Origin of the sequence: Bradyrhizobium sp. ORS 111 (assembly GCF_045571485.1) — a bacterium.
Classification (GTDB): Bacteria; Pseudomonadota; Alphaproteobacteria; order Rhizobiales; family Xanthobacteraceae; genus Bradyrhizobium.
In genome coordinates this window covers 748,712-772,174 of sequence record NZ_CP120701.1, presented here as the reverse complement: position 1 = coordinate 772,174, position 23,463 = coordinate 748,712, and the positions used below count along the sequence as shown (strand labels likewise).

The window sequence follows — 23,463 nt, the reverse complement described above, 5'->3', positions numbered from 1 at the left end:
AGGAAGCAGTGAAGCGCGTGATCCATACTGCAAAGATACTCGTTGCCACGCTCGGGCTTGCGGCCATCGCTGGACCGGCGCTGGCTCAAAAGGGCCTCGACGAGCCGTTTCAGAAGCCGTTCAAGGAAGCCCTGACCGGCAAGACGGTGGCCTACGTTCCGGTCGCCATGAACTTCGACCTCACCGAAGGCTGGTACGCCGGCCTGAAGAAGGAGCTCGAGCCCTTCGGCGTGAAGTTCGAGATCCGCGATCCCAACTGGAACACCAATGCCGGCGCGCAGGCGGTGACCTCGCTGATCTCTGAGAAGCCCGCCGTGATGGTGATCCACAATCCGGACGTGCAGACCTATGCCAAGCTGCTGCAACGCGCCGAGAACGAAGGCATCTACGTCATCCAGATCAACATGGGTTCGGCCTATCGCTCTTCGGCCTTCGTCGGCGCCAACTGGATCGAGATCGGCGAGAAGGACACCGAGGCGGTAGTCAAGGCCTGCCAGGGCAAGTCCAACAAGATCGCCATCGTGCAAGGCGCGCTCTCCGCGGCCGCCAGTGCCTATACGCTCAAGGGCGTCGAGAACGTTCTCGCCAAGCATCCGGAGATCAAGGTGGTGTCGAGCCAGGCCGCCGATTGGGATGCAGCGAAGGCCAAAGCGATTACGCAGACAGTGCTGAAGCAGAATCCCGATCTCTGCGGCATCGTCGGCTTCTGGGACGGCATGGACATCGGCACCGCGGCGGCGGTGAAGGAAGCCGGCCTCACCGGGAAAGTGTTCGTTGCGACCTCCGGCGGCGGCGAGCGCAAGGGCGCCTGCGAGCTGGTGAAGTCCGGCGCCTTCGACCTCAACCTCAGCTACGACGTCCCGACGCAGGCGGCGCAGATGGCCGGCACGATCAAGTGGCTGCTGTCGTCCGGCGCCAAGCCCGGCTCGGTGAAGGGCTCCGAATACACGACGCTGATCCCGATCACCAAGGAGAATGCGGACAGCCAGACCGCATGCTGGAATCTCAGCGACCTCAAAAAATAGCTCGATTGGCCACGTCCCGGGTGACGAACCCGGGGCGTCGTTCTCCAGACTCCAACACCTGCTGGAATGCCGATGCGCGACACCCTGACGAGCCTGCGTTATCGCTATTGGCCGGACCATCTCCTCGGCGAGATCCTGTCCAAGCGGTGGACCGAGACCGCAATCCCGGTGATCCTGCTGCTGATCGTCGGCTTCGCGCTCAGCCGCTCCATCGATCACTTCCTGTCGCCGTCGAGCCTTGCCGACACCGCGCGCCAGGCCGGCGAGATCGGCTTCATCGCGCTCGGCATGGCGCTCGTCGTCATCGTCGGCGGCATCGACCTTTCGGTCGGATCGATCTTCGCGCTGACCGATTTCTGCGCGCTCTATCTGCTCGACGTGCTGGGATGGCCGGTGCCGGCGGTGGTGGCGGCCACCCTGCTCTGCGGCGCGCTGCTCGGCGCCGTCAACGGCGTCCTGATCGGCTATCTGCGGCTGCGCGCCTTCATCACCACGCTGATCACCCTAATCATCTACCGTTCGACCTTCGATCTGCTGATCCAGCGCTATTCCAACGACATCGCCGCCGCCTTCCCCGACATCCCGTCCTGGAATTTCATCGGCGGCGGCGACGTGTTCGGCATTCCGAGCGTCGCGCTGGTCTATATCGCGATCGCGATCTTCGGCCATATCTTCATGACGCGGTTGCGCCCGGGCTGGCACATCACCGCGATCGGCGGCTCGCGCCGCTCGGCCTACAACTCCGGCATCCCGGTTCGCCGCACCATCGCGCTCTGTTACGTCGCAAGCGGCGTGCTCACCAGCATCGGCGCGCTGTTCTTCGCCGCCCGCCTCGGCACCGTCGGCGGCGACATCGGCGTCGGCCTCGAGGTGATCGTGCTGACGGCGACCGTGCTCGGCGGCATCACGCTCGGCGGCGGCAAAGGCTCGGTCGCCAAGTCGCTGGTCGGCGTGCTGATCGTGCTCCTGATCACCAACGGCCTGACCACGCTGAACGCGCGCGGCGGCATCAATCGCATGGCCCTCGCCGGGATCCTGCTGGTGGCCGCGATGGTCGACATCCGCTGGCAGAAGAACCGCACCCGGATCATCAGCAAGGTCTATGTCGCGCCGACCTATCACGCACTGCCGCCGCCTCCGCCGACCGAGATCGGCCAGGGCGGGCCGTTCGAGCAGAACGACAAGCTGCGCGACGTCCAGTTGATCGGCCTCGGCCGCATCGAGGCGCCCGAGGACGTGATCCTCGATCGCAACGACAATCTCTATGCCGGCTCGCGCCACGGCGACATCATCCGCTTCCTCGCCCCCGACTACGAGAGGATGGAGGTGTTCGCCCATATCGGCGGCCAGCCGCTCGGCATGGCGTTCGACCGGCAGGACAATCTCTATGTCTGCATCGGCGGCATGGGGCTCTATCGCATCAAGCCGGACGGCACGGTCGAGAAGGCCACCGACGAAACCAACCGCAGCATGCATTCGGTCAACGACGACAGCCGCCTGCGGCTCGCCGACGACCTCGACATCACCGACGACGGCCTGATCTTCTTCTCCGAAGCGACCGTGCGCTACGAGATGGACGAATGGCCGATCGACGGACTGGAGGCACGCGGCAACGGCCGCATCATCTGCTACGACACCAAGACCGGCGCCACGCACACGGCGCTGCGCGGCCTGAAATTTCCCAACGGCATCTGCGTTGCCAGCGACGGCCAGTCGATCCTGTTCGCCGAGACCTTCGGCTGCTCGATCAAGCGCTATTGGTTCGCGGGACCGAACAAGGGCAGGGTCGAGGTCGTGATGGACAATTTGCCGGGCTACCCCGACAACATCAACCTCGCCTCCGACGGCAACTACTGGCTGGCGCTGGTCGGCATGCGTAGCCCCTCGCTCGACCTCGCCTGGAAGATGCCCGGCTTCCGCCGCCGCATGGCCAAGCGGGTGCCGGTCGACGAATGGCTGTTCCCGAACATCAACACCGGCTGCGTCGTCAAGTTCAACGAGCAGGGCAAGATCCTCGAATCGTTCTGGGACCTTCGCGGCGAGAACCATCCGATGATCACCTCGATGCGCGAGCATCGCGGCTATCTCTATCTCGGCGGCATCGCCAACAACCGGATCGGCCGCTACAAGCTCGAGAACGCCGATCCGAACTTCGTGCAGTATGACAAGCGCTGGGGGAAGCTGTCGTGATTGCGGCCGTCAGGGAATTCACCAACCGCTTCCTTGGGCGCGGCGAAGCCACCATCACCGTGCCGTCGTTCGACGGCGCGCTGAAGCCGAACCAGAAGCTGGAGGCCGCAACGACGGTGCTGGAATGCGAGGCGCCAGAGGACCTCGCGACCGACGGCCGCAACCTCTATGTCGCGGACGGCCGTCGCCTGTTGCGACTTGAGGGCAGCATCGCCACCGAGCTGCGCAGCTTCGAGCAGCCAATCTCGGCTCTCTGCGCGCTGAAGGATGGCGGCATCGCGGTTGCGCTCGGCGGGCGCGAGGTGCGCCTTTATCCGGACGCGTCCTCGAGCGAACCAAGCCTCTCCTTCAACGACGCCGCCTTCAACGCGGTCAACGCCCTGGCGCAGGCCGGCGACGGGAGCCTGGTCGCAACCGACGGCTCGACGACCTGCGGCGTCGACGACTGGGCGCGCGACCTGATGCAGCTCAATCGCAGCGGCCGCGCCTTCCGGCTCGACCCCAAGGCCCGATCGGTCACGCCATTGGCCTCGAGGCTCGGCTACGCCTTCGGCGCCTGCGCACACAGCGACGGCGTTTTGGTCAGCGAGAGCTGGCGCCATCGCCTGATCCTGATCAGGAATGGACAAGCGCCGCGGGTCGTGCTCGGCCGCCTGCCCGTCTACCCGTCGCGGCTGTCGAAGGCTGCCGGAGGCGGCTATTGGCTCACGGCGTTCACCGCACGCACCCAGCTCATCGAGTTCGTGCTCCGCGAGCCGGCCTACCGGCGGCGCATGATGGCCGAGATCGATCCGGCCTACTGGGTCGCGCCGCGCCTGCGCTCCGGCTTCTCGTTCAAGGAGCCGATGCAGGGCGCGCACATCAAGACGATGGGCGTGATCAAGCCATGGGCGCCGCCGCGCTCCTACGGGCTCGTGATCCGCCTGAGCGCGGACGGCAATCCGCTCTATTCGCTGCACAGCCGGGTCGACGGCATCAACCACGGCGTGGTCGCGGCGGTGGAGATGGGCGGCGATCTCCTGCTGATCGCCAAGGGGCCGGGCCGCGTCCTGAAACTGCCGCTGGCCAGCCTTGCGGAGGAGTTCGGCGCATGACCGATACCGTGCTTTCGCTGCGCAAGGCGACCAAACTCTATGCCGGCGTGCCCGCCATCGAGGACGTCGACTTCGATCTCCGCCGCGGCGAGATCCACGCGCTGGTCGGCGAGAACGGCGCCGGCAAATCGACGCTGACGAAGGTGATGGCCGGCGTCGTGACGCTGACCTCGGGCACCATGATGGTCGACGGCGCCGACGTCGCGCCGCGCACACCGCTCGAGGCCCGCAACCTCGGCATCGCCATGGTGTTCCAGGAGAACAGCCTGGTGCCGACCATGACGGTCGCGCAAAACCTCTTCCTCGGGCAGGAGAAGTTCTACAATCGGCTGCGCGGCATCTACATCGCCGCGCAACAGTTCCTGCAATCGCTCAATTTCGACGTGACGCCGACCGCGACCGTGGGCGGGCTCGGTGCCGCCAAAAAGCAGATGGTGGAAATCGCCCGCGCCGTCCTGCACAAGGCCAAGGTCATCATCTTCGACGAGCCGACCGCCACCCTGACACCGGAGGAGAAGAAATATTTCTTCGACCTCGTCCGCGACCTGAAGAAGCGCGGCGTCTCGATCATCTTCATCTCGCACGCGTTGGAGGAGGCCCTGCTGCTTGCCGATCGCATCACCGTGCTGCGCGACGGCAAGCACGTCGTCACCGACGATGCCGCGAAGTTCGACCGCGCGGCGATCGTGCAGGCGATGGTCGGACGCGATCTTTCCAACACGCTTTACGGCGCGAAGAAGAAAACCGTGCGGCCGGCCGGAGCCCGCGTCCTCACGGTGCAGAACCTCAAGATGGCGCCGATGGTGAAGAACAATTCGCTGTCGGTGTTCGCCGGGCAGATCACCGGCGTGTTCGGCCTGGTCGGCGCAGGCCGCACCGAAACCTTCAAGATCGTCTCCGGCGTGCTGAAGCGCGACTTCTTCCACGGCGGCGAGATCCTGCTGCACGATAAGCCGGTGCGTTATCGGGTGCCGGCGCCGGCCGTCAAAGCCGGCATCGCCTATGTGACCGAGGACCGCAAGGTCGAGGGCTTCTTCGAAACCGCCTCGATCGCCCGCAACATCTATCTCGGCCTGCTCTCCAAGTTTCCCAAGGGCCGGATGATCCTGTCGCGGCGCGAGACCAACGCGGCCGGCAAGACCTGGACCGAGCGGCTGAAGGTTCGCGCCATCGGCGACGAGGCCAAGGTGGTCGAGCTGTCAGGCGGCAACCAGCAGAAGGTCGTGATCGCCAAGTCGCTCGTGCAGGAGCCCGATCTGATCATCTTCGACGAACCGACGCGCGGCGTCGACGTCGGCGCCATCGTCGAAATCCACGAGCTGATCAACCATCTCGCCGACGAGGGCAAGGCGGTGGTCGTGATCTCATCCTACCTGCCCGAGATCATGGCGCTCTCCGATCGCATCCTGGTGTCGCGCCAGGGCAAGGTCGTCGAGGAGTTCTCCGCCATCGAGGCGACGGAAGAGAAGATCATGTACGCCGCGATCCATTGAGGGTCGATATCGCATCAGGAGTCGGCGCGCTTCGAACGGCTCGCCGGTCCGCGGCGGGACATGATCGTGCGGCCAGGCTATTGCTTCGGGCCGACGGTCCCGGTTTGCTTCAACCGCGCCGACCTCACCCAGCCCGAGACGTTGTCGCCGGTCTTGGGATTTACGTACATCACGGACGACCAGCCATCACGGGTTTGCGCGTAGGTGACGAGTTCATCCTTCGGAATGACGAAGACACCGCTGACCGGACAGTGCAGGTTCGGCGCCGAATAGAACTGCAGCCGTCTCGTCCCCGTCACCACGCTGGCGAGCGGTGGCGACAACATGGGCGCATTCCTGGCGCCCGCATGCGGCTCCTTGCAATTCGACGGCGTCTGCGCGCGCACGGAGGCGCCCAGCGAACTCAGGATCATGGCACTGCAGACGATGCAGGCGAGGATGGCTTTGTCTGACATCATTTCAACTCCCGGATCGCCCTGTCGTCGATCAGCGTCGCCTTCAGGCGTTTGTCGCGATCATAGGACACACGTTCTGACGATGCGACGAAATTACCATGTCGAACAGGCCGCGGCGGCATTGCGGACTTGACCATAAGCGGCGCTCGCGGCCCTCTGCCACGGGACCGCGGCGCCGGGCGCTCTTCCTGTGGCCCGCAGCAACATCTCCGCTCCAGCGCTTTCAGTTCCTGTAAATTAACTTGCACGATGCTATTTCGTCGCGGTCATTCCGACATCCGAGCCGGTCATGTCATTTCTCACCGACCCTGTGGTTGCCGTCCTCCTCTCCTTGGCTCTCGGCTATTTCATCGGCCAACTGCGGGTCGGGCCTGTCCAGCTCGGCGGCATCTGCGGCACCCTCCTCATAGCCCTCGCGCTCGGGCAGTTGGGGGTTCGGGTCAGCCCTGACCTCAAGAACACCGCGTTCGCGCTGTTCATCTTCGCGCTCGGCTTCACGGCGGGACCGCAGTTCTTCGCCAACATTCGCGGCGGTTGGCGCTACGGCATCTTCTCGATCATCGAAATCGTGACGGTGCTATTGCTGTTGGCCGCCGCCGTTCTGACGTTCGGCTTTGATGCGGGTACGGCGGCCGGGCTGTTTGCCGGATCGGCGACGGAATCCGCTGTCATCGGCACTGCCGCCGAGGCCATCTCAAAGCTGGACCTGCCGAACAGCGATATGGTCCAGATGCAGGCCAACATCGCCACCGCTTACAGCCTGACCTATCTGTTCGGCCTCATCGCAATCGTGATCTTCACGACGCAGATTGCGCCCCTGATCCTTGCGGCGGACCTGCGGAAGGAAGCCCAGGCGCTGGCGCGTGCGCTCGGCTCCACCGATGACGACGAGGAAGAAGAGGAAGGCCTTCCTCTGGTCGTCGGACGCGCCTTTGACGTGGGCCCGGCAGCCGGCCAGACGGTCGGCGAATTTGAGCAAAGCCGCAACTGGGCGGTCGCCATCGAGCGGGTGCAGCGTGGCTCCGAGCTTCTCGAAACAACGCCGGCTTTTGCTCTGCAGCGTGGGGACATCGTTTTCGTGAGGGGACGTCGCAACGCGGTGATCGCGGTGACGGACCAGCTGGGCGACGAGGTCCCGGTCCCGCAGGGGACCGGATTTGCCCTCGCCACGCGCGATGTGGTGCTCGTCAGGAGGAGCGTGTTCGGTCACCAGGTGCGCGACCTCAGGCAGATGGCAGCGCCAAATGTGCAGCGAGGCATCTTCATTTCCCGCATCCGCCGCATGGGGCAAAACATCCCCGCGCTCTCCGGCACGGTGCTACAGCAGGGCGACGTCGTGACGCTCTACGGGCCCGAAAAGGCTGTTGCGCGCGCGGCGCAGCAGCTCGGCAACGCGCTTCCCCCGGGAGACAAGACCGACTTCATTTTCCTGGGGCTGGGCGTCGTGGTCGGCCTCTTGATCGGACATCTCAGTGTCAAGATCGGCGCGATGGAATTGACGCTCGGCTCCGGCGGCGGCGCGCTGATTTCCGGGCTTTTCTTCGGATGGCTGCACATGCGCAACCCGAGCCATGGCAGTCTTCCCAATGCGGCTGCCGAGTTTGCCAAGGACTTTGGCCTTGCCATCTTCATCGCCGCGATCGGACTTGGCGCAGGTCCCGACGCCATCAAGCTCATCACGCAATATGGCTTGATCCTACCCGGGCTCGGCCTGCTCGTGTCCTTTGTCCCGGCTCTGGTCTCGCTCCTGGTTGGTTCGAAGCTGATGAAGATCGAGACCCCCATCCTTCTCGGGATCATTGCCGGGCAGCACTGCAGCACGCCGACAATCAGCGCGCTGGTCTCACAGGCGGGAAATTCGATCCCCGTCATCGGCTATACGGTGACCTATGCCATCTCCAACGTTCTGTTGCCGCTGATGGGCTCCATCGTGGTTGCGATGGCGCGAGCTTTGGCGCCGTAACGCACGATCGCAGCCTGTCAGTTCTTCACGCCGCGACCGCCGAACGCACGCCCCGTGGTTCTCGCAATTCCCGATCAACCGACGACGGAGGGCGTGAAAGTCAGATACATGAATTGGAAATTGGGGTCGTTCGTGAGGGAGAAGTAGCCCGCCTTGAATTGGGGCTGGAGAAGCTCGTACCACAGACTGTCGAACGCGGTGTTTTCAGAGTGGAACAGCGTCCAGGTGTGAGACGACGTCCAGAACTCGTGATCCGAGTTGGGATCTCGGGGGCCGAGCTTGGTCATGTCGAGGATGACGGCGACCCCGTTGTTTTTTTGGCCAAGGTTCAGCGTATTGCCGGTGAAGGCGAGAGAATTCCACTGAGGATCCTGCCCGACGGTTGAGTCGTCCTCGAGAGCGAACAGCGTCCAGGCAAACATGGTCGTCCCGGTCATGGTGACGTCGCCTTGAAACTCGATCGATCCCGGCGACGATCCGGCAAGGATCTGGCCGTCGATGGTCGCGGAGCCGGCGACATAACCTACGCCTGCAAGGGTTGATTGGTCGTCGACATCGAGGCTGCTCGCCGCCGTTCCGGATTGCAGGATGACGGACGCGCCGTTCTCGGCGGAGATTGCTCCGGACACGGTCCCCTCGAGGTTTAGAATTCCGGTGCCCTGCACCGTCACCGATCCGGTACCGGTCCCCGACCCCTCGAGGTTATTCACCCCGAGGGTGCCGGACAGCACGAGGACGTCGCCGGTGCCTGCATTCGCGCCGGTCAGATTGAGCGTGCCGGGGCCGAAGAAGTTGAGCTGACCGGAGCCCGAGATCACAGCTCCCACGAGAGCGCTCCCGCTCGCATAGACGGCTGCGTCCGATGCGCCGAGATCGAGCTCGAAACCCGTAAGGGTGGCTCCGTTGAGGATCACGCCCGCCGTCTGGCCGGCCTGCTGCGGGCCGACCTTCAAGACAGCACTCGCGCCCGCCGCGTCGACGTCGTATGGGCCCGCCTTCAGCGCGAAGACGGAAGCTGTCGCGCTGCCTTCGAGGGTCTGTGCATCATCGACGGAATAGACGTCCGACGCGGAAGCGGAGTTGATGTTTGTCTCGGTCGATGACGTGTAGCTCGGAAGGACAAAGCCGCTCTCGCCATAGCTGAGGAAATCGACGGCGCCGGCCGACTGCGGACTTTGAGCGACGATCGACGGCGCAACGATCGGGGACGACGCGAGGTTTCCGATTCCGGCAGGGACCGACAACGTGCAGGCGGCACCGAGCGCAGCGGCGCCGGCATCGACGGAAATCACGAGTGCGCCGGGACCGGCCTGCACGAGCCCGGGGCCATCTCCGGACGCCGGGCCACCGAGCGTCACGGCGAGGCTCGCATTCTCGCCGATCACAAGCTGGAGTGCGGTCGAGCCGCTGAATGAGAACTGAGCATTCTGGCCGCCCGCCACGGCCAGTGCGACCTCGGCTCCCGACCCGCTGGGATCGGCCACGAGCGCCCCGCCGCTCATCGCGATGCCGCCAGCGCCGAACGCGCTTGAGGTCTCGGCCGAAGCAAGCGAGCCTCCGGCGATCTGGTTCGGACCTGTGGTGGCGTTGGACGCGCACAGCGTGAGGGCGCCATCCCCCTGCTTGATGAGGCCGCCCGTCCCGGCAAGCGGGGCGAGGACTCTGAACGGTGCGCCATTGGTGTCGATGGTCTGCGCGGCCGTCGGGCTCCACGACGCCGGGGTGGGCCGGTTGCGCGACTGCTCGGACATCGCGACGGTCAGCGCAACGACGGTCTCCAGCACAGGCGTGACCGCTTGCGTCGAGCCGGACCAGGTCACGTCGGGAAACTGGAGATAATACGTGCCCGGGACGGGTGGAGCGGGAAGGTCCGCGCTCGTGCCGGTGAAATTCGAGGTCGGCAGCGTCTGGCGGGCGAATTTCGGCAGGTCCGGCACCGATTTGAGAGAGCTCGGGCACGGGTTGCCGATGATGAGATCCTCGGGATTGGGTTGTTGCTGCCCGAGGATGGCGACGAAATGGCCGCCGACACGCTGATATGTGCTGCTGCCGGCGCTGACCGGTGTGTACCAGCCAAGCAGCAGGGTCACGACGGTCTGGCTTTGGTTGAGCCCGGCGATGAGATCGACGGAGGGCTGATTGGTCCCGGTCGGATAGGTGAATGCGCTCGACGCAATTCCACCAGCGTTAAGGTAAGTCGCAACCGCATTCTGCAGGTTGTCGGTATAGGTGCCGCCTAAGGCAGAGGTATCGGCCAGGCCCGCGAGCAGAAGGTCGAGGTCGAGCGCATCCGTCTGCGTCGGGGCGGCGGGGCCGATCTGGCGCCAGCCGTTCTTGCCCAACCAAAGCAGCGACATCGCAGCGGCGGTCGGCCCGCAATAGCTCAGGCCATCGGCCGGGAGCTCTGCGCCGCCGTAGCCGAAGCCGTCCTGAACAAGCAGCGGCGTGGTGGTGACCTTGTCGCTCAACCCCGCCTCTAGCCCGGCGGGGATTGGCTCGAGACCGGCCGCGCGAAGATTCCGTCTGATCCGCCGCATAGTTTCCTCCCGATCGATATCTCGCTGGGGTTGAACTTTGCGCATAATATATATGCGAAAGCGAGCGCGGTTTTCGGGAAGGAGAGTTCTCAACAACCCAGTTCGCGGACTTTCGATGCTTTGGTGTCCGAGCAGGTAACGACATCGAGTGAATTGTCCTCTACATCGAATAAGATTCAGACGAGAGACCGCGGTCATCCTCCGCGCCAGGATCGACCCTCGCGGAATCATCGATGGCGACGTCGCGACCACGACACGTGGTGCGGCGGGCCCTCTCGCGGCGGCCGCGCCATCCGAGCCACTGCGCGCCTGACATCCCCGGTCGTTGCGTTCGAGCGGTGGCTCGATCTTGTCGCGACGACGGACATCGAAGGTGTGCTTCACCGAAGGCAGACGATCGGCGCAACGTTCGATGCCATAGCTTCCGTTTCATCGCCGAACTTCAACATACCCGCCCGCCGTCGCGGCGGAGGCTTTCATGACGATCGCGATCGACCGCTCGGCGCGACTGCGTCGCCAGTGATGTTTCGGATCGTGAGATTGGCCGCTTACCCGTCCTGCTCCAAACGGAGCGACGAGATCGAGATAGCCAGATGTAATCCTTGAAAAGGCTGGCGCGCCCGGAACGATTCGAACGTCCGACCCTCAGATTCGTAGTCTGATGCTCTATCCAGCTGAGCTACGGGCGCATTTTCGCGGCAGGGCTTAGGGCCCGCACAGGACCGGGAAAGCCCGGACCGTCGCGAAAGAGCGCTTTAGCTACAGGGTCCCGGCCCGGTTGGCAAGGTCTGGCAGGCATGTTCGAACCATCGATTTGACGGGGAAAGGCCGAAAGCGACGCCCGAAGCGGCCTTTTCCGTTGTTCCGGGGCCCGGGACGGTGTCCGGAAACGCCGCGATCATGGATTCCCGCACTGATTTGCCAACGAGATCAGGAATGACGATGAGAGGTCCCGGCTTACGCCCGGGCCCGCTCGTTGCGCACCGACAGCAGTTCCACCGGGCGGTCCGGGATCGAGATCCGGAAGGTGGCGCCGATGGTGCCCTCGACCAGATGGATGGCGCCGCCATGGGCGCGGATCAGCTCGGCGGCGATGGCAAGACCGAGCCCGCTGCCACCGGGGCGGCCCGAGGTCTGGAAGGCCTCGAACAGATGTTCGCGCGCCTTCGCCGGCACACCGGGGCCGGTGTCGGAGACTTCGATGATCGCCACCGTGCCCTCGCGGCGGCCGGTGATGCGGATCTGCATGGTTGAGGCATCGGGATGGCTCTCCAGCGCCTGCACGGCATTGCGGACCAGGTTGAGCAGCACCCGGAACAACTGGTCCGGATCGGCGTCGATGGTGAGGCCGCGCTCGATCGCACTGATCCAGGTGATCGAGGCGTCCGTCGCAAGGCCTGCGGATTCCCGCACCTCCGCCACCGCCGGCTCGACCAGCATCACGCGGCGGTCGGGCGCCGCCTCCTGCGCGCGGCCATAGGACAGCGTCGACTGGCAGAACGCGATGGCGCGCTCGAGCGAGCGCAACAGCTTCGGCGCAAAGCGCTGCACCCGCGGATCGGGCACACTGGCGAGCTGGTCCGACAAGAGCTGCGATGATGCCAACAGGTTGCGCAGGTCGTGGTTGATCTTGGAGACGGCCAGTCCGAGCGCGGCGAGCCGGCTCTTCTGGTGCAGCATCGAGACGAGGTCCCGCTGCATGTCCGACAGCTCGCGCTCGGCAACGCCGATCTCGTCGCCGCGCTGGCTCGGCACGATGATTCGCGCCGAGCTTTCCGGATTTTCGTGGAAGCCGACCAGGCTCGCGGTCAGCCGCCGCATCGGCCGGACGAACAGGTAGTGGAGCGCAAGATAGACCAGGCCGGCGGTCAGGCCGGCGATCAGCAGCGCGACGACCAGCACGTTGCGCGAGAAGCGGTACATCGCCTGCCGCAGCGGCTTTTCGTCGATCACGACCTCGATGAACTGCGCCTGGCCGGGAGCCGGCCCGACCACGCGGATGGTCTGGTCGCCGTGCTCCAGCATCAGCTCGAAGGCATCGACGATCGCCGACCACACCGTCATGGTGCGCATGTCGACGTCGTGGTCGATCGCGGCCGGCAGGTCGGCGCTGGCGAGCAGACGGCGCTGCTGCCCCATCTTGATGGCGACGGCGCGGGCACCGATGCTGGTCAGGATCTGCCGCGCCAGCGAATCCGGCACCATGCCGGAGGGCGCCGCATCCAGCACCAGCGCGGCGGTATTGGCGGCTGCGAGGCGGTCGTTGAGCCGGTTCATGCGGAAGTTGGCGATTGCCGGCACATAGATCAGGAGCCCGGCGATCATCACCAGGGGGATCGTCAGCAGCAGAAGCTTGCCGGACAGCCCGAGCCGCAGAGGCGGCGTCGGCCGCTGCTTCAGCGGGGTTGCCTGATCGTCAGTTACAGCCACAAGATAAAGCCTTGCTTGGCTCAGGGGTCGGAAGATGCGGCCCGGCCCCCAAGCCGGTCAAATTACGGATCGCTAATGTCGGCCGGTTCCCGCAGGATACCGCAACCGCTCCCCCATGAAAAACCCCGCGAAAACAGATATATTCGCCGCAAATGCGACGTTTCGAAGAAGGCCTTTTGCGTCACCCTGTGACATTGACGAAAACGGGGCACTCCCTTATAAGCCGCGCCAACTGTCCGCGATGGCCCGGTTCTTGACCGGGGGCGGCTCATTTGGGCCGTAAGCGGCCCGTTTTGGGCCCGCCGGCATCACCGGACTTCATCTCAATTCAACGGCAAATTGCCCGGTCAGCGGAGAATTACCCGTGAAGCGGACTTATCAACCCAGCAAACTGGTGCGCAAGCGCCGTCACGGCTTCCGCGCCCGTCTCGCCACGGCCGGCGGCCGTAAGGTTCTCGCTGCGCGCCGCGCGCGTGGCCGCAAGCGCCTGAGCGCCTGAGCCCGGACATCTCCTCTCCGGAGATTCTTTATGGATCGGCTAAGGCAGCGGGCGGACTTCCTCGCCGTTGCCAATGGCGCGCGGACGAACAGCGCAGGCTTTGTGCTGCAGGGACGCCGCCGCGACGATGATGGCCCGATCCGCGTCGGCTTCACCGTCACCAAGAAAAACGGCACCGCGACCGAGCGCAACCGCATCCGCCGCCGGCTTCGCGAACTGGTGAAGCGTGTCGACGTCATATCGATGCGACCGCACCATGATTATGTGCTAGTCGGCCGCCGTGACGCGCTGACCCGTGACTTTGCGACCATGCTTGACGATCTGCGGTCGGCGCTGCGCCGCCTCGACCGGCCTGCGCCCAAGATACCTAACAAGGCGCGTAATCCGAACGGAATGACGAGACCTTAAGAGATGTCCGACAACCGCAACACGATCCTTGCCGTCATTCTGTCCGGCCTCGTCCTGATCGCCTGGCAATATTTCTACAACGTGCCGCAGATGGAGAAGCAGCGCGCGGAGCAGCAACGGCAGGCCGAGTTGCAGAAACCGGCACCCAATGCGACCCCGGGCCAGCCCACCGCGACTCCCTCACCGTCCGCCAGCGCCACGCCCACCACGACACCGTCGACTGCCGCAGCCGGGCCTGTCATCAGCCGCGAGGCGGCGCTGGCCGCGGGCCCGCGCGTCAAGATCGACACCCCGCTCGTCACCGGCAGCATCTCGCTGAAGGGCGCCCGCATCGACGACATCGCGCTGGTCAAGTTCCGCGAGACGGTCGATCCGCATTCGCCGCCGATCGTGTTGTTCTCGCCGTCGCAGACCGCGGCGCCCTATTACGCGGAGTTCGGCTGGGTGCCCGCGACCGGATCGACCACACGCCTTCCCGACCAGAACACGGTGTGGCAGCAGGAGGGCTCCGGCAGCCTGACCCCGACGACGCCGGTGACGCTGAAATATGACAATGGCGAGGGCCTGACCTTCCGCCGCACCATCTCGATCGACGACCGCTATCTCTTCAGCGTCAAGGACGAGGTCAGCAATGCCGGCAACGCGCCGGTCACGCTCTATCCGTTCGCGCTGATCTCCCGCCACGGCACGCCGCAGGTCTCCGGCTACTACATCCTGCATGAGGGCCTGATCGGCTATCTCGGCGAGCACGGCCTGCAGGAGTTCGCCTACAAGAAGATCGACGAAGCCAAGTCGCTCACCTTCGACGCCACCAATGGCTGGCTCGGCATGACCGACAAGTACTGGGCGTCGGCGCTGCTGCCCGACACCACGGCCAAGCTGCATGTACGCTTTTCGTCGGAAGCGGTAGGCAACTCCCACAACTACCAGACCGACTATCTGCTGGCAGCGCAGACGCTGCCGGCCGGCGGCACCATCAGCGCCAATGCGCGGCTGTTCGCCGGCGCCAAGGAAGCCAGCGTGGTCGGCATCAACTTCCCGCTGGTCGGCTTCGGCGGCTACAACAAGGAGCTCGGGCTGAACCATTTCGATCTGCTGATCGACTGGGGCTGGTTCTACTTCATTACCAAGCCGATGTTCCTGGCGCTCGACTGGTTCTATCGCCTGTTCGGAAACTTCGGCGTCTCGATTCTGCTCGTCACCGTGATCGTGAAGCTGTTGTTCTTCCCGCTCGCCAACAAGTCCTACGCCTCGATGGCGAAGATGAAGTCGGTGCAGCCGCAACTGCAGGCGCTGAAGGAGCGCTATCCCGACGACCGCGTGAAGCAGCAGCAGGAGATGATGGAGATCTACAAGAAGGAGAAGATCAACCCGATCGCCGGTTGTCTTCCCGTCGCGCTGCAGATCCCGGTGTTCTTCTCGCTCTACAAGGTGCTGTTCGTCACCATCGAAATGCGGCATGCGCCGTTCTTCGGCTGGATCAAGGACCTCTCGGCACCCGATCCGACCAACCTGTTCACGCTGTTCGGCCTGCTGCACTACGATCCGACGCAACTTCCGATCTTCGGTCATTATCTGGCGCTCGGCATCTGGCCGATCATCATGGGCATCACGATGTGGTTCCAGATGAAGCTCAATCCGACGCCGCCGGATCCGACGCAGAAGATCATCTTCGACTGGATGCCGCTGATCTTCACCTTCATGCTGGCGGGCTTCCCGGCGGGCCTCGTGATCTACTGGGCCTGGAACAACACGCTGTCGGTGCTGCAGCAGAGCTTCATCATGCGCCGCAACGGCGTGAAGGTGGAGTTGTTCGACAATCTCAAGGCCACGTTCGTCAGGAAGGCGACGTAGCTCATCCTCCCCTCATCCCGAGGAGCGCAAAGCGCGTCTCGAGGGATGAGGCCACCGGCCAGGCCTCATGGTTCGAGACGGCGCACTGCGCCTCCTCACCATGAGGATTGCAAGCGGGCTTGGCATCCATGACTGATGACATCGATGCAAAGCTGATCGAGCAGGGCCGGAAGCTGTTCGCCGGTGACTGGCGTTTCATCTGGGCGTCGCCCTCGATCGCAACGCTGCCGCCGATGGCGGGGCTGGAGGTTGCCTTTGCCGGCCGCTCCAATGTCGGCAAGTCGAGCCTGATCAACGCGCTGACCGGCCGCAGCAATCTGGCGCGCACCTCGCACACGCCGGGGCGGACCCAGGAGCTGATCTTCTTCGAGGGGCCCGAAAAGGCCGGCGTTAGACTGGTCGACATGCCCGGCTATGGTTACGCCTCGGCTCCCAAGACCAAGGTCGCGTCGTGGACCGAGCTGATCCACAAATTCCTGCTCGGGCGAGCGACGCTGGCGCGGGTCTACGTGCTGATCGATGCCCGCCACGGCATCAAGGATGTCGATCTCGACGTGCTGAAGACGCTCGACAAGTCCGCGGTCAGCTATCAGGTGGTGTTGACCAAGGCCGACCAGGTCAAGGCCGGCGAGCTGAAGACCGTCATCGCCGACACCACGGCGGCGCTGGCAAGGCATCCCGCAGCGTTCCCCGAGGTGCTGGTGACGTCGTCGCGCACCGGCGACGGCATGCCGGAGCTGCGCGCCGCAATGGTGCGCCTGATCGAGGAACGGCGCCGATGAACGGCCTGCACCGTCTCCTGATCGGCCTTGCCGCCGTCATGGGCGCCTGCGGCGTCATGCTGGCGGCGGCCGCAGCCCATCTGCCGGACGCCTCGCGGCTGGGCGCCGCGTCCTCGATGCTGCTGTTTCATGCTACCGCCGCGCTCGCGACCGTTGCGCTGGCTGACCGCGCCATCGTTCATGCGCGGATCGGGGTCGTGGCCGCCTGCGGCTTCGTCATCGCGGCGTCATTGTTCGCGGGCGACCTGACGGCACGCCAATATGCCGGCCACGGCCTGTTTCCGATGGCCGCTCCGACCGGCGGGACATTGCTGATCCTGAGCTGGCTGGTGCTGACGCTCGCGGCTATCTGGCCACGACGTTGATCCGTAGCCCGGATCGAGCCAACGGGTCGCGCGAATGCGCGCCCGATGACAGGCTCCACGAGATCCGGGAAGCCTGTCGCGGCCGGCAATCCCGGATTGTGCTTCGCTCCATCCAGGCCACGAATAGCTCCACCGCTTTACGCCCTGCCCGGCAATCAGATAGAACCGCGCCCACCCCTCCGCCGACGACGAGACCAGCTCCATGACCGACCAGCCCATCAGCCCGTTCGATCAGGCCCGCATCCTGTCCGAAGCGCTGCCGCACATGCAGCAGTATGACGAAGAGACCATCGTCATCAAATATGGCGGCCACGCCATGGGTGCCGAGGACACCGCGAAGGCCTTTGCGCGTGACATCGTGCTGCTCGAGCAGACCGCGATCAATCCGGTGGTCGTGCATGGCGGCGGTCCCCAGATCGCGACCATGCTGCAGCGCCTCGGCATCCAATCCGAGTTCGCAGCCGGCCTGCGTATCACCGACGCCGCGACAATCGAGATCGTCGAGATGGTACTGGCCGGGTCGGTCAACAAGCAGATCGTCGGCTACATCAACGAGGCCGGCGGCAAGGCGGTGGGCCTCTCCGGCAAGGACGGCAACATGGTGAAGGCGTCGAAGACGACCCGGACCATGATCGATCCGGGCTCCAATATCGAGAAAGCGATCGATCTCGGTTTCGTCGGCGACCCCGAAAAAGTCGACCTCACGCTGCTCAACCAACTGATCGGCTACGACCTGATCCCGGTGCTGGCACCGCTGGCGACCTCGAAGGACGGCCAGACGCTGAACATCAACGCCGATACCTTTGCCGGCGCGATCGCGGGCGCGCTGAAGGCCAAGCGCCTCCTGCTGCTGACCGACGTGCCCGGCGTGCTCGACAAGTCCAAGAAGCTGATCCCCGACCTGTCGATCAAGGACGCCCGCAAGCTCATTGCCGACGGCACCATTTCCGGCGGCATGATTCCGAAGGTCGAGACCTGCATCTACGCGCTCGAACAGGGCGTGCAGGGCGTCGTGATCATCGACGGCAAGATGCAGCATGCCGTGCTGCTCGAACTCTTCACCAACCAGGGGACCGGCACGCTGATCCACAAGTGATGCCGGGCGCGGCCAAGCGATCGAGGGCCATCACGGCCGGGTTTGTCCCGGCCATGACAGGCCTGCGCAGCGAGCGCCAGACATCGCCCTATGCCCGGATCGCGGCGGCGCTGACGCGATCGCAGCGGCGATCGCCGCTCGCGCGGCTGATGATGTCGCTCCCGGCCGCGATCGTTTCGCTGCTGTTCTCCTCGGCTCCGGCACATGCCGACCTGAAGCTCTGCAACCGCATGAGCTACGTGATCGAGGCCGCGATCGGCATCGACGACAAGGCCGCGACCGCGACGCGGGGCTGGTTTCGTATCGATCCCGCGACTTGCCGCGTCGTCATGCAGGGCGCGCTGACGGCCGACCGCATGTTGCTCAATGCCCGCGCGCTCGGCGTCTACGGCGCCTCGCCGATCCCGCAGAGCGGCACCGATACGCTCTGCGTGGCGCAGGACAATTTCGTGATCGCGGCTGCCCGTCAGTGCCGTTCGGGCCAGACGCCGGCGCAGTTCACCCAGATCAAGCCGACGCAGACCGACGACGGCAACCTGGTCGCGTATCTTGCCGAGGACAGCGAGTATGACGACGAGCAGGCGCGGCTCGCCGGCATCCAGCGCCTGCTGGTGATCGCAGGCTACGACGCCGCGCCGATCGACGGCGTCGACGGCCCGAAGACACAGGCTGCGCTCTCCGCATTTCTCAAGAGCCGCGGACTCGCAAGCGACGTCGTGCAGTCGCCAACTTTCTTTGCCACCATGATCGATGCCGTGCAGAAGCCGTCGCCAACGGGACTGACATGGTGCAACGACACGCCGCACAGGGTGATGGCGGCGGTTGCAACCGAAGACGGCAAGGTGGTGACCAGCCGCGGCTGGTATCGCATCGATCCCGGCAAGTGCCTGCATCCCGACGTGTCGGGCACACCGAAGCAGATCTACTCCTTCGCCGAAGCCGTCGACGGCGACAACCGCACCATCCGCATCAAGGGCAAGCCGCTGAGCTGGGGCGGCACCCAGGAGCTTTGCACCCGCGACAGCAAGTTCGAGGTCAACGATCAGGGCGACTGCGCCAACCGCGGCCTCACCGCGATCGGCTTCGCGCCGGTCGACATGACCAGCGGCGGCAAGACGCTGCGCTTTGCGATACCGTGATCATTTCCTCCGTCGTCCCTGCGAAAGCAGGGACCCATAACCACAGGCCGATGTTTTGCAGTTGTCTATATCCCGAAGGGAAGGTTACTCCCACCTTGCTCAACAATAGCGGACACGGCGGATGGGTCCCTGCTTTCGCAGGGACGACCCGCGGAGAAAACCATGACTAAAACTCCCCGCGATTTCGGCCACATCGACACCTGGGTGTTCGACCTCGACAACACGCTGTACCCGCATCACGTCAATCTGTGGCAGCAGGTCGATGCTCGGATCGGCGAGTTCGTCAGCAACTGGCTGGGCGTCACGCCGGAAGAAGCGCGACGGATCCAGAAGGACTACTACCTGCGCTACGGCACCACCATGCGCGGCATGATGACCGAGCACGGCGTGCGCGCAGACGATTTTCTCGCTTATGTGCACAAGATCGACCACTCGCCGCTCGAACCCAATCCGGCGATGGGGGCAGCGATCGCAAGGCTGCCCGGGCGCAAGCTGATCCTGACCAACGGCTCGACCGACCATGTCGATGCGGTGCTTGGCCGGCTCGGCATCGGTCACCATTTCCAAGGCGTCTTCGACATCATCGCCGCCGAACTCGAGCCGAAGCCCGCACCGCAGACTTACCAGAGGTTCCTGAAGCTTCATGACGTCGATCCCATGAAGGCTGCGATGTTCGAGGATCTCGCGCGCAACCTGGTGGTGCCGCACGCGCTCGGCATGATCACCGTGCTGGTGGTGCCCGACGGCAGCCGGGAGGTGGTGCGCGAGACCTGGGAGCTAGAAGGCCGCGATGCCACCCATGTCGATCATGTCACCGACGATCTGACCGGATTCTTGCAACGGCTCGTTACAAACCCGTAGTCTCTCAACAGGCGTCGCCCCAGCGAAAGCCGGGACGACGGAGGAAAGAACTCTACCCCGGCTGGAGAAGGGTCTGCCTTGACTCCGCGGCTGCAAATTCCGAAAAAGCCCCTCAACTCCCGTCATACTCCCGATACGTCCAAGGATATCCCAATGTCCCTCTCCGCCCTTGAATCGACCGTCAACGCCGCGTTCGACGCCCGCGAAGGCATTTCGACCTCGACCAAGGGTGAGGTCCGCGACGCCGTGGATCACGCGCTGGAGCTGCTCGACAAGGGCGAGGCCCGCGTTGCCGAGCGCGAGGCCAGCGGCAAGTGGAAGGTCAATCAATGGCTGAAGAAGGCGGTGCTGCTGTCGTTCCGCCTCAACGACATGGGCCAGATTCCCGGTGGCCCGGGCAAGGCCTCGTGGTGGGACAAGGTGCCCTCGAAGTTCGAGGGCTGGGGCGAGAACCGCTTCCGCGACGCCGGCTTCCGCGCGGTGCCCGGCGCGATCGTCCGCCGCTCGGCCTTCATCGCGCGCAACGTCGTGCTGATGCCCTCCTTCGTCAATCTCGGCGCCTATGTCGATGAATCGACCATGATCGACACCTGGTCGACCGTCGGCTCCTGCGCCCAGATCGGCAAGCGCGTGCACATCTCCGGCGGCGTCGGCATCGGCGGCGTGCTCGAGCCGCTGCAGGCCGAGCCGGTGATCGTGGAGGACGATTGCTTCATCGGTGCGCGCAGCGAGGTCGCCGAAGGCGTGATCGTGCGCAAGGGCGCGGTGCTGGCGATGGGCGTCTTCCTCGGCGCCTCCACCAAGATCGTCGATCGCGAGACCGGCGAGACCTTCCTCGGCGAGGTCCCGGAATATGCGGTCGTGGTGCCCGGCACGCTGCCGGCCAAGCCGCTCAAGAACGGCCAGCCCGGCCCGGCCACCGCCTGCGCCGTGATCGTCAAGCGCGTCGACGAGCGCACCCGCGCCAAGACCAGCATCAACGAACTGCTGCGCGACTGATCCGCATCCGGCAAAGACTTCAAACTTGAATCTAAAGCTTCGGTTCTGATTCGATCGGAACCGAAGCTCTAGCCCGCCGCCGGGCATGCGTGTTAAGCGGATGGCATGACTGACGCCATCTCGATCACGCGCGATCTCGTTCGCTGCCCTTCGGTAACGCCGGCCGATGCCGGCGCGCTCAGCGTTTTGGAAAATCTGCTGAAGGCCGCAGGCTTCGAGGTCCATCGCGTGACCTTCTCCGAGCCCGGCACCGCCGACATCGACAATCTCTATGCCCGCATCGGCCGCGCGGCGCCGCATCTCACCTTCGCCGGCCACACCGACGTGGTGCCGCCCGGCGATGAGTCCGCATGGACCGTCGGCGCGTTCTCCGGCGAGGTGAAGGACGGCTACCTCTATGGCCGCGGCGCGGTCGACATGAAGGGCGGCATCGCCTGCAGCGTCGCCGCGGTGCTACAATATCTGAAGGACCATGGCGGCAAGCCGCACGAAAGCGGCAACGGCTCGATCTCATTCCTGATCACCGGCGACGAGGAAGACGTCTCGATCAACGGCACCGTCAAGCTCCTGAAGTGGTGCGCCGAGCGCGGCGAAAAGTTCGATCATTGCGTGCTGGGCGAGCCCTCGAATGTCGAGGTGCTCGGCGACATGATCAAGATCGGCCGCCGCGGCTCGCAATCCGGCACACTTGTCGTCGATGGCGTGCAGGGCCATGTCGCCTATCCGCACCGCGCCTCGAACCCGGTGCCGGACATTTCGCGGCTGATCGTGGCGCTGAGCGACGAGCCGCTCGATCACGGCAGCGCGCAATTCCAGGCCTCGAACCTCGAATTCACTTCCGTCGACGTCGGCAACAGCGCGAGCAACGTGATCCCCGGCCAGGCCCGCGCCAGGTTCAACATCCGCTACAACGACAACCACACCCAGGAGAGCCTGCGGCAGTTGGTCGACGAACGTCTGGCAAAAGCCTGCGGCAACCGCATCCGCGCCCACATCGAATGGCTGCCGTCGAACTCCAACGTGTTCGTCACCAAGCCCGGCCCGTTCACCGACCTTGCCGTCGCCGCGATCGAGGAGGTCACCGGCCGGAGGCCTGAGCTCTCCACCTCAGGCGGCACGTCGGACGCGCGTTTCATCTCCAGCTACTGCCCGGTGATCGAGTTCGGCCTGGTCGGCCAGACCATGCACCAGATCGACGAGCGCACGCCGGTGGCCGACCTGGAGAAGCTGACGCGGATATATCGGGGCGTGTTGGACAGATATTTTGCGTAATCCAGCCGCTCGGCTGGACAAAACATCGAAAACAACCCCATGCACAGTAGGGATTGGGGGCTCGTATTCCACCGGCATCAATCCGCGGGATGGGTAGAGCGCAACGAAACCCATCATGTGCGCCGCGGATTCGAAAGTGATGGGTTTCGCTTCGCTCTACCCATCCTACGACTGAACCGGCCGCGGAGGTCACCTCTCCCCGACGGGCAGAGGTCAACCGAAGCCGTCGCGAGTCGATTCAGACCAAACTCATCCCGCTCTAATAATCCACCCGCATCAGATAGAGTCCCTCCGGCGGCGCGACCGGGCCGCAGGCGGCGCGATCGCGGGCGGCGAGCGCTGCGGAAAGATCATCCGCGCTCCAGCGGCCCTCGCCGACCCAGACCAGCGATCCCACCATCGAGCGCACCTGGCTGTGCAGGAACGAGCGCGCCGAGGTCACGATGTTCACGGCATCGCCGTCGCGCGTGACGTCGAGCTGATCGAGCGTCTTCTCCGGCGATCTGGCCTGGCATTCGGTATCACGGAAGGTCGTGAAATCATGCTTGCCGAGCAGCCGCTGCGCGGCCGTGTGCATGGCCGCAGCGTCGAGTGCGCGTGGCACGCGCCAGACGCGCCCAATGTCGAGCGCGAGGTTCGCGCGGGTATTGACGATGCGATAGAGATAGTGCCGCCTCGTTGCCGAGAACCGCGCCTCGAAATCGTCAGGCACGATATCGGCCGCAAGGATCGCAATCGGATGCGGACGCAGATGCGCGTTCAGTCCGTCGCGTAAACGGCCCGGCGGAAAGCTCTTGGCAATGTCGCAATGCGCGACTTGGCCGCGCGCATGCACGCCGGCATCGGTGCGGCCGGCACCGTGGACGCGGACGTCTTCACCGCAGATCGCCTTGACCGCCGCCTCCAGCGCGCCTTGCACCGTCGGCGCGGTCTCCTGGATCTGCCAGCCGGAAAACGGCGTGCCGTCATATTCGATGGTGAGCTTGTAGCGGGGCATTGTT

Annotated in this window: 19 protein-coding genes and 1 tRNA gene; 15 read left to right on the top strand and 5 right to left on the bottom strand. The window is 64.7% G+C overall.

Features of this window, described 5'->3' with window-relative positions:
- Positions 1-8 precede the first annotated feature (8 nt).
- The 4 genes from P6U30_RS03525 to P6U30_RS03510 all read left to right on the top strand — a co-directional run bounded on the left by P6U30_RS03525 (position 9) and on the right by P6U30_RS03510 (position 5,802).
- The gene (locus tag P6U30_RS03525; RefSeq protein WP_407168152.1) at positions 9-1,025 is read left to right on the top strand and encodes a sugar ABC transporter substrate-binding protein; all 1,017 of its coding nucleotides are present in this window, start codon (positions 9-11) and stop codon (positions 1,023-1,025) included.
- A gap of 66 nt (positions 1,026-1,091) precedes the next feature.
- Positions 1,092-3,215, top strand: a complete 2,124-nt coding sequence (locus tag P6U30_RS03520; protein WP_407168151.1) for an ABC transporter permease — start codon at positions 1,092-1,094, stop codon at positions 3,213-3,215.
- Positions 3,212-4,309, top strand: a complete 1,098-nt coding sequence (locus P6U30_RS03515; protein WP_407168150.1) for a hypothetical protein — start codon at positions 3,212-3,214, stop codon at positions 4,307-4,309. The genes P6U30_RS03520 and P6U30_RS03515 overlap by 4 nt, the downstream gene beginning before the upstream one ends.
- Positions 4,306-5,802 (top strand): sugar ABC transporter ATP-binding protein, encoded by a 1,497-nt coding sequence (locus P6U30_RS03510; protein ID WP_407168149.1) that lies wholly within the window; start codon positions 4,306-4,308, stop codon positions 5,800-5,802. Before P6U30_RS03515 ends, P6U30_RS03510 begins: the two co-directional genes overlap by 4 nt.
- A gap of 77 nt (positions 5,803-5,879) precedes the next feature.
- On the opposite strand, the gene P6U30_RS03505 is transcribed toward P6U30_RS03510, so the two are convergent.
- Positions 5,880-6,257, bottom strand: a complete 378-nt coding sequence (locus tag P6U30_RS03505) for a hypothetical protein (RefSeq protein WP_407168148.1) — start codon at positions 6,255-6,257, stop codon at positions 5,880-5,882.
- A gap of 289 nt (positions 6,258-6,546) precedes the next feature.
- Here P6U30_RS03505 and aspT point away from each other — a divergent pair, with 289 nt between their 5' ends.
- On the top strand, positions 6,547-8,220 hold the full coding sequence (gene aspT / locus P6U30_RS03500) for an aspartate-alanine antiporter (protein WP_407168147.1): 1,674 nt from the start codon (positions 6,547-6,549) through the stop codon (positions 8,218-8,220).
- A 74-nt stretch (positions 8,221-8,294) separates the two neighbouring features.
- Here the strand turns inward: aspT and P6U30_RS03495 are convergent, their stop codons facing one another.
- The 3 genes from P6U30_RS03495 to P6U30_RS03485 form a co-directional block, all read right to left on the bottom strand.
- Positions 8,295-11,141, bottom strand: a complete 2,847-nt coding sequence (locus P6U30_RS03495; RefSeq protein WP_407168146.1) for an autotransporter-associated beta strand repeat-containing protein — start codon at positions 11,139-11,141, stop codon at positions 8,295-8,297.
- Positions 11,142-11,369: 228 nt separating this feature from the next.
- Positions 11,370-11,446 (bottom strand) — tRNA-Arg (locus P6U30_RS03490).
- A gap of 268 nt (positions 11,447-11,714) precedes the next feature.
- Complete coding sequence (locus tag P6U30_RS03485) at positions 11,715-13,187, bottom strand: sensor histidine kinase (RefSeq protein WP_407168145.1); 1,473 nt, start codon at positions 13,185-13,187, stop codon at positions 11,715-11,717.
- Between the two features lie 364 nt (positions 13,188-13,551).
- Between P6U30_RS03485 and rpmH the strand changes: the two genes are divergently transcribed.
- From rpmH to dapE, 10 genes are all read left to right on the top strand, one after another.
- Positions 13,552-13,686 carry a 50S ribosomal protein L34 gene (gene rpmH, locus P6U30_RS03480; protein ID WP_008542748.1) on the top strand — a complete coding sequence of 45 codons (135 nt, stop codon included), beginning with the start codon at positions 13,552-13,554 and terminating at the stop codon, positions 13,684-13,686.
- Between the two features lie 30 nt (positions 13,687-13,716).
- Entirely contained in the window at positions 13,717-14,094 is a 378-nt protein-coding gene (rnpA, locus tag P6U30_RS03475) for a ribonuclease P protein component (protein ID WP_407168144.1), read from the top strand.
- 3 nt (positions 14,095-14,097) lie between these two features.
- Positions 14,098-15,948, top strand: a complete 1,851-nt coding sequence (yidC, locus tag P6U30_RS03470) for a membrane protein insertase YidC (RefSeq protein WP_407168143.1) — start codon at positions 14,098-14,100, stop codon at positions 15,946-15,948.
- Between the two features lie 128 nt (positions 15,949-16,076).
- A complete protein-coding gene (gene yihA / locus P6U30_RS03465; protein ID WP_407168142.1) occupies positions 16,077-16,730 on the top strand; it encodes a ribosome biogenesis GTP-binding protein YihA/YsxC in 654 nt (217 codons plus the stop codon).
- Positions 16,727-17,095 (top strand): DUF423 domain-containing protein, encoded by a 369-nt coding sequence (locus P6U30_RS03460; protein WP_407168141.1) that lies wholly within the window; start codon positions 16,727-16,729, stop codon positions 17,093-17,095. Before yihA ends, P6U30_RS03460 begins: the two co-directional genes overlap by 4 nt.
- A 202-nt stretch (positions 17,096-17,297) precedes the next feature.
- Positions 17,298-18,191 (top strand): acetylglutamate kinase, encoded by an 894-nt coding sequence (argB, locus tag P6U30_RS03455; protein ID WP_407168140.1) that lies wholly within the window; start codon positions 17,298-17,300, stop codon positions 18,189-18,191.
- Positions 18,192-18,343: 152 nt separating this feature from the next.
- Complete coding sequence (locus P6U30_RS03450; protein WP_407170343.1) at positions 18,344-19,330, top strand: DUF1036 domain-containing protein; 987 nt, start codon at positions 18,344-18,346, stop codon at positions 19,328-19,330.
- Between the two features lie 162 nt (positions 19,331-19,492).
- A complete protein-coding gene (locus tag P6U30_RS03445) occupies positions 19,493-20,191 on the top strand; it encodes a pyrimidine 5'-nucleotidase (protein ID WP_407168138.1) in 699 nt (232 codons plus the stop codon).
- A gap of 153 nt (positions 20,192-20,344) precedes the next feature.
- Positions 20,345-21,190 carry a 2,3,4,5-tetrahydropyridine-2,6-dicarboxylate N-succinyltransferase gene (gene dapD / locus P6U30_RS03440; RefSeq protein WP_407168137.1) on the top strand — a complete coding sequence of 282 codons (846 nt, stop codon included), beginning with the start codon at positions 20,345-20,347 and terminating at the stop codon, positions 21,188-21,190.
- Positions 21,191-21,295: 105 nt separating this feature from the next.
- Positions 21,296-22,462, top strand: a complete 1,167-nt coding sequence (dapE, locus tag P6U30_RS03435; RefSeq protein ID WP_407168136.1) for a succinyl-diaminopimelate desuccinylase — start codon at positions 21,296-21,298, stop codon at positions 22,460-22,462.
- 259 nt (positions 22,463-22,721) lie between these two features.
- Here dapE and truA read toward each other — a convergent pair whose 3' ends face one another.
- A complete protein-coding gene (gene truA / locus P6U30_RS03430; RefSeq protein ID WP_407168135.1) occupies positions 22,722-23,459 on the bottom strand; it encodes a tRNA pseudouridine(38-40) synthase TruA in 738 nt (245 codons plus the stop codon).
- Positions 23,460-23,463 lie beyond the last annotated feature (4 nt).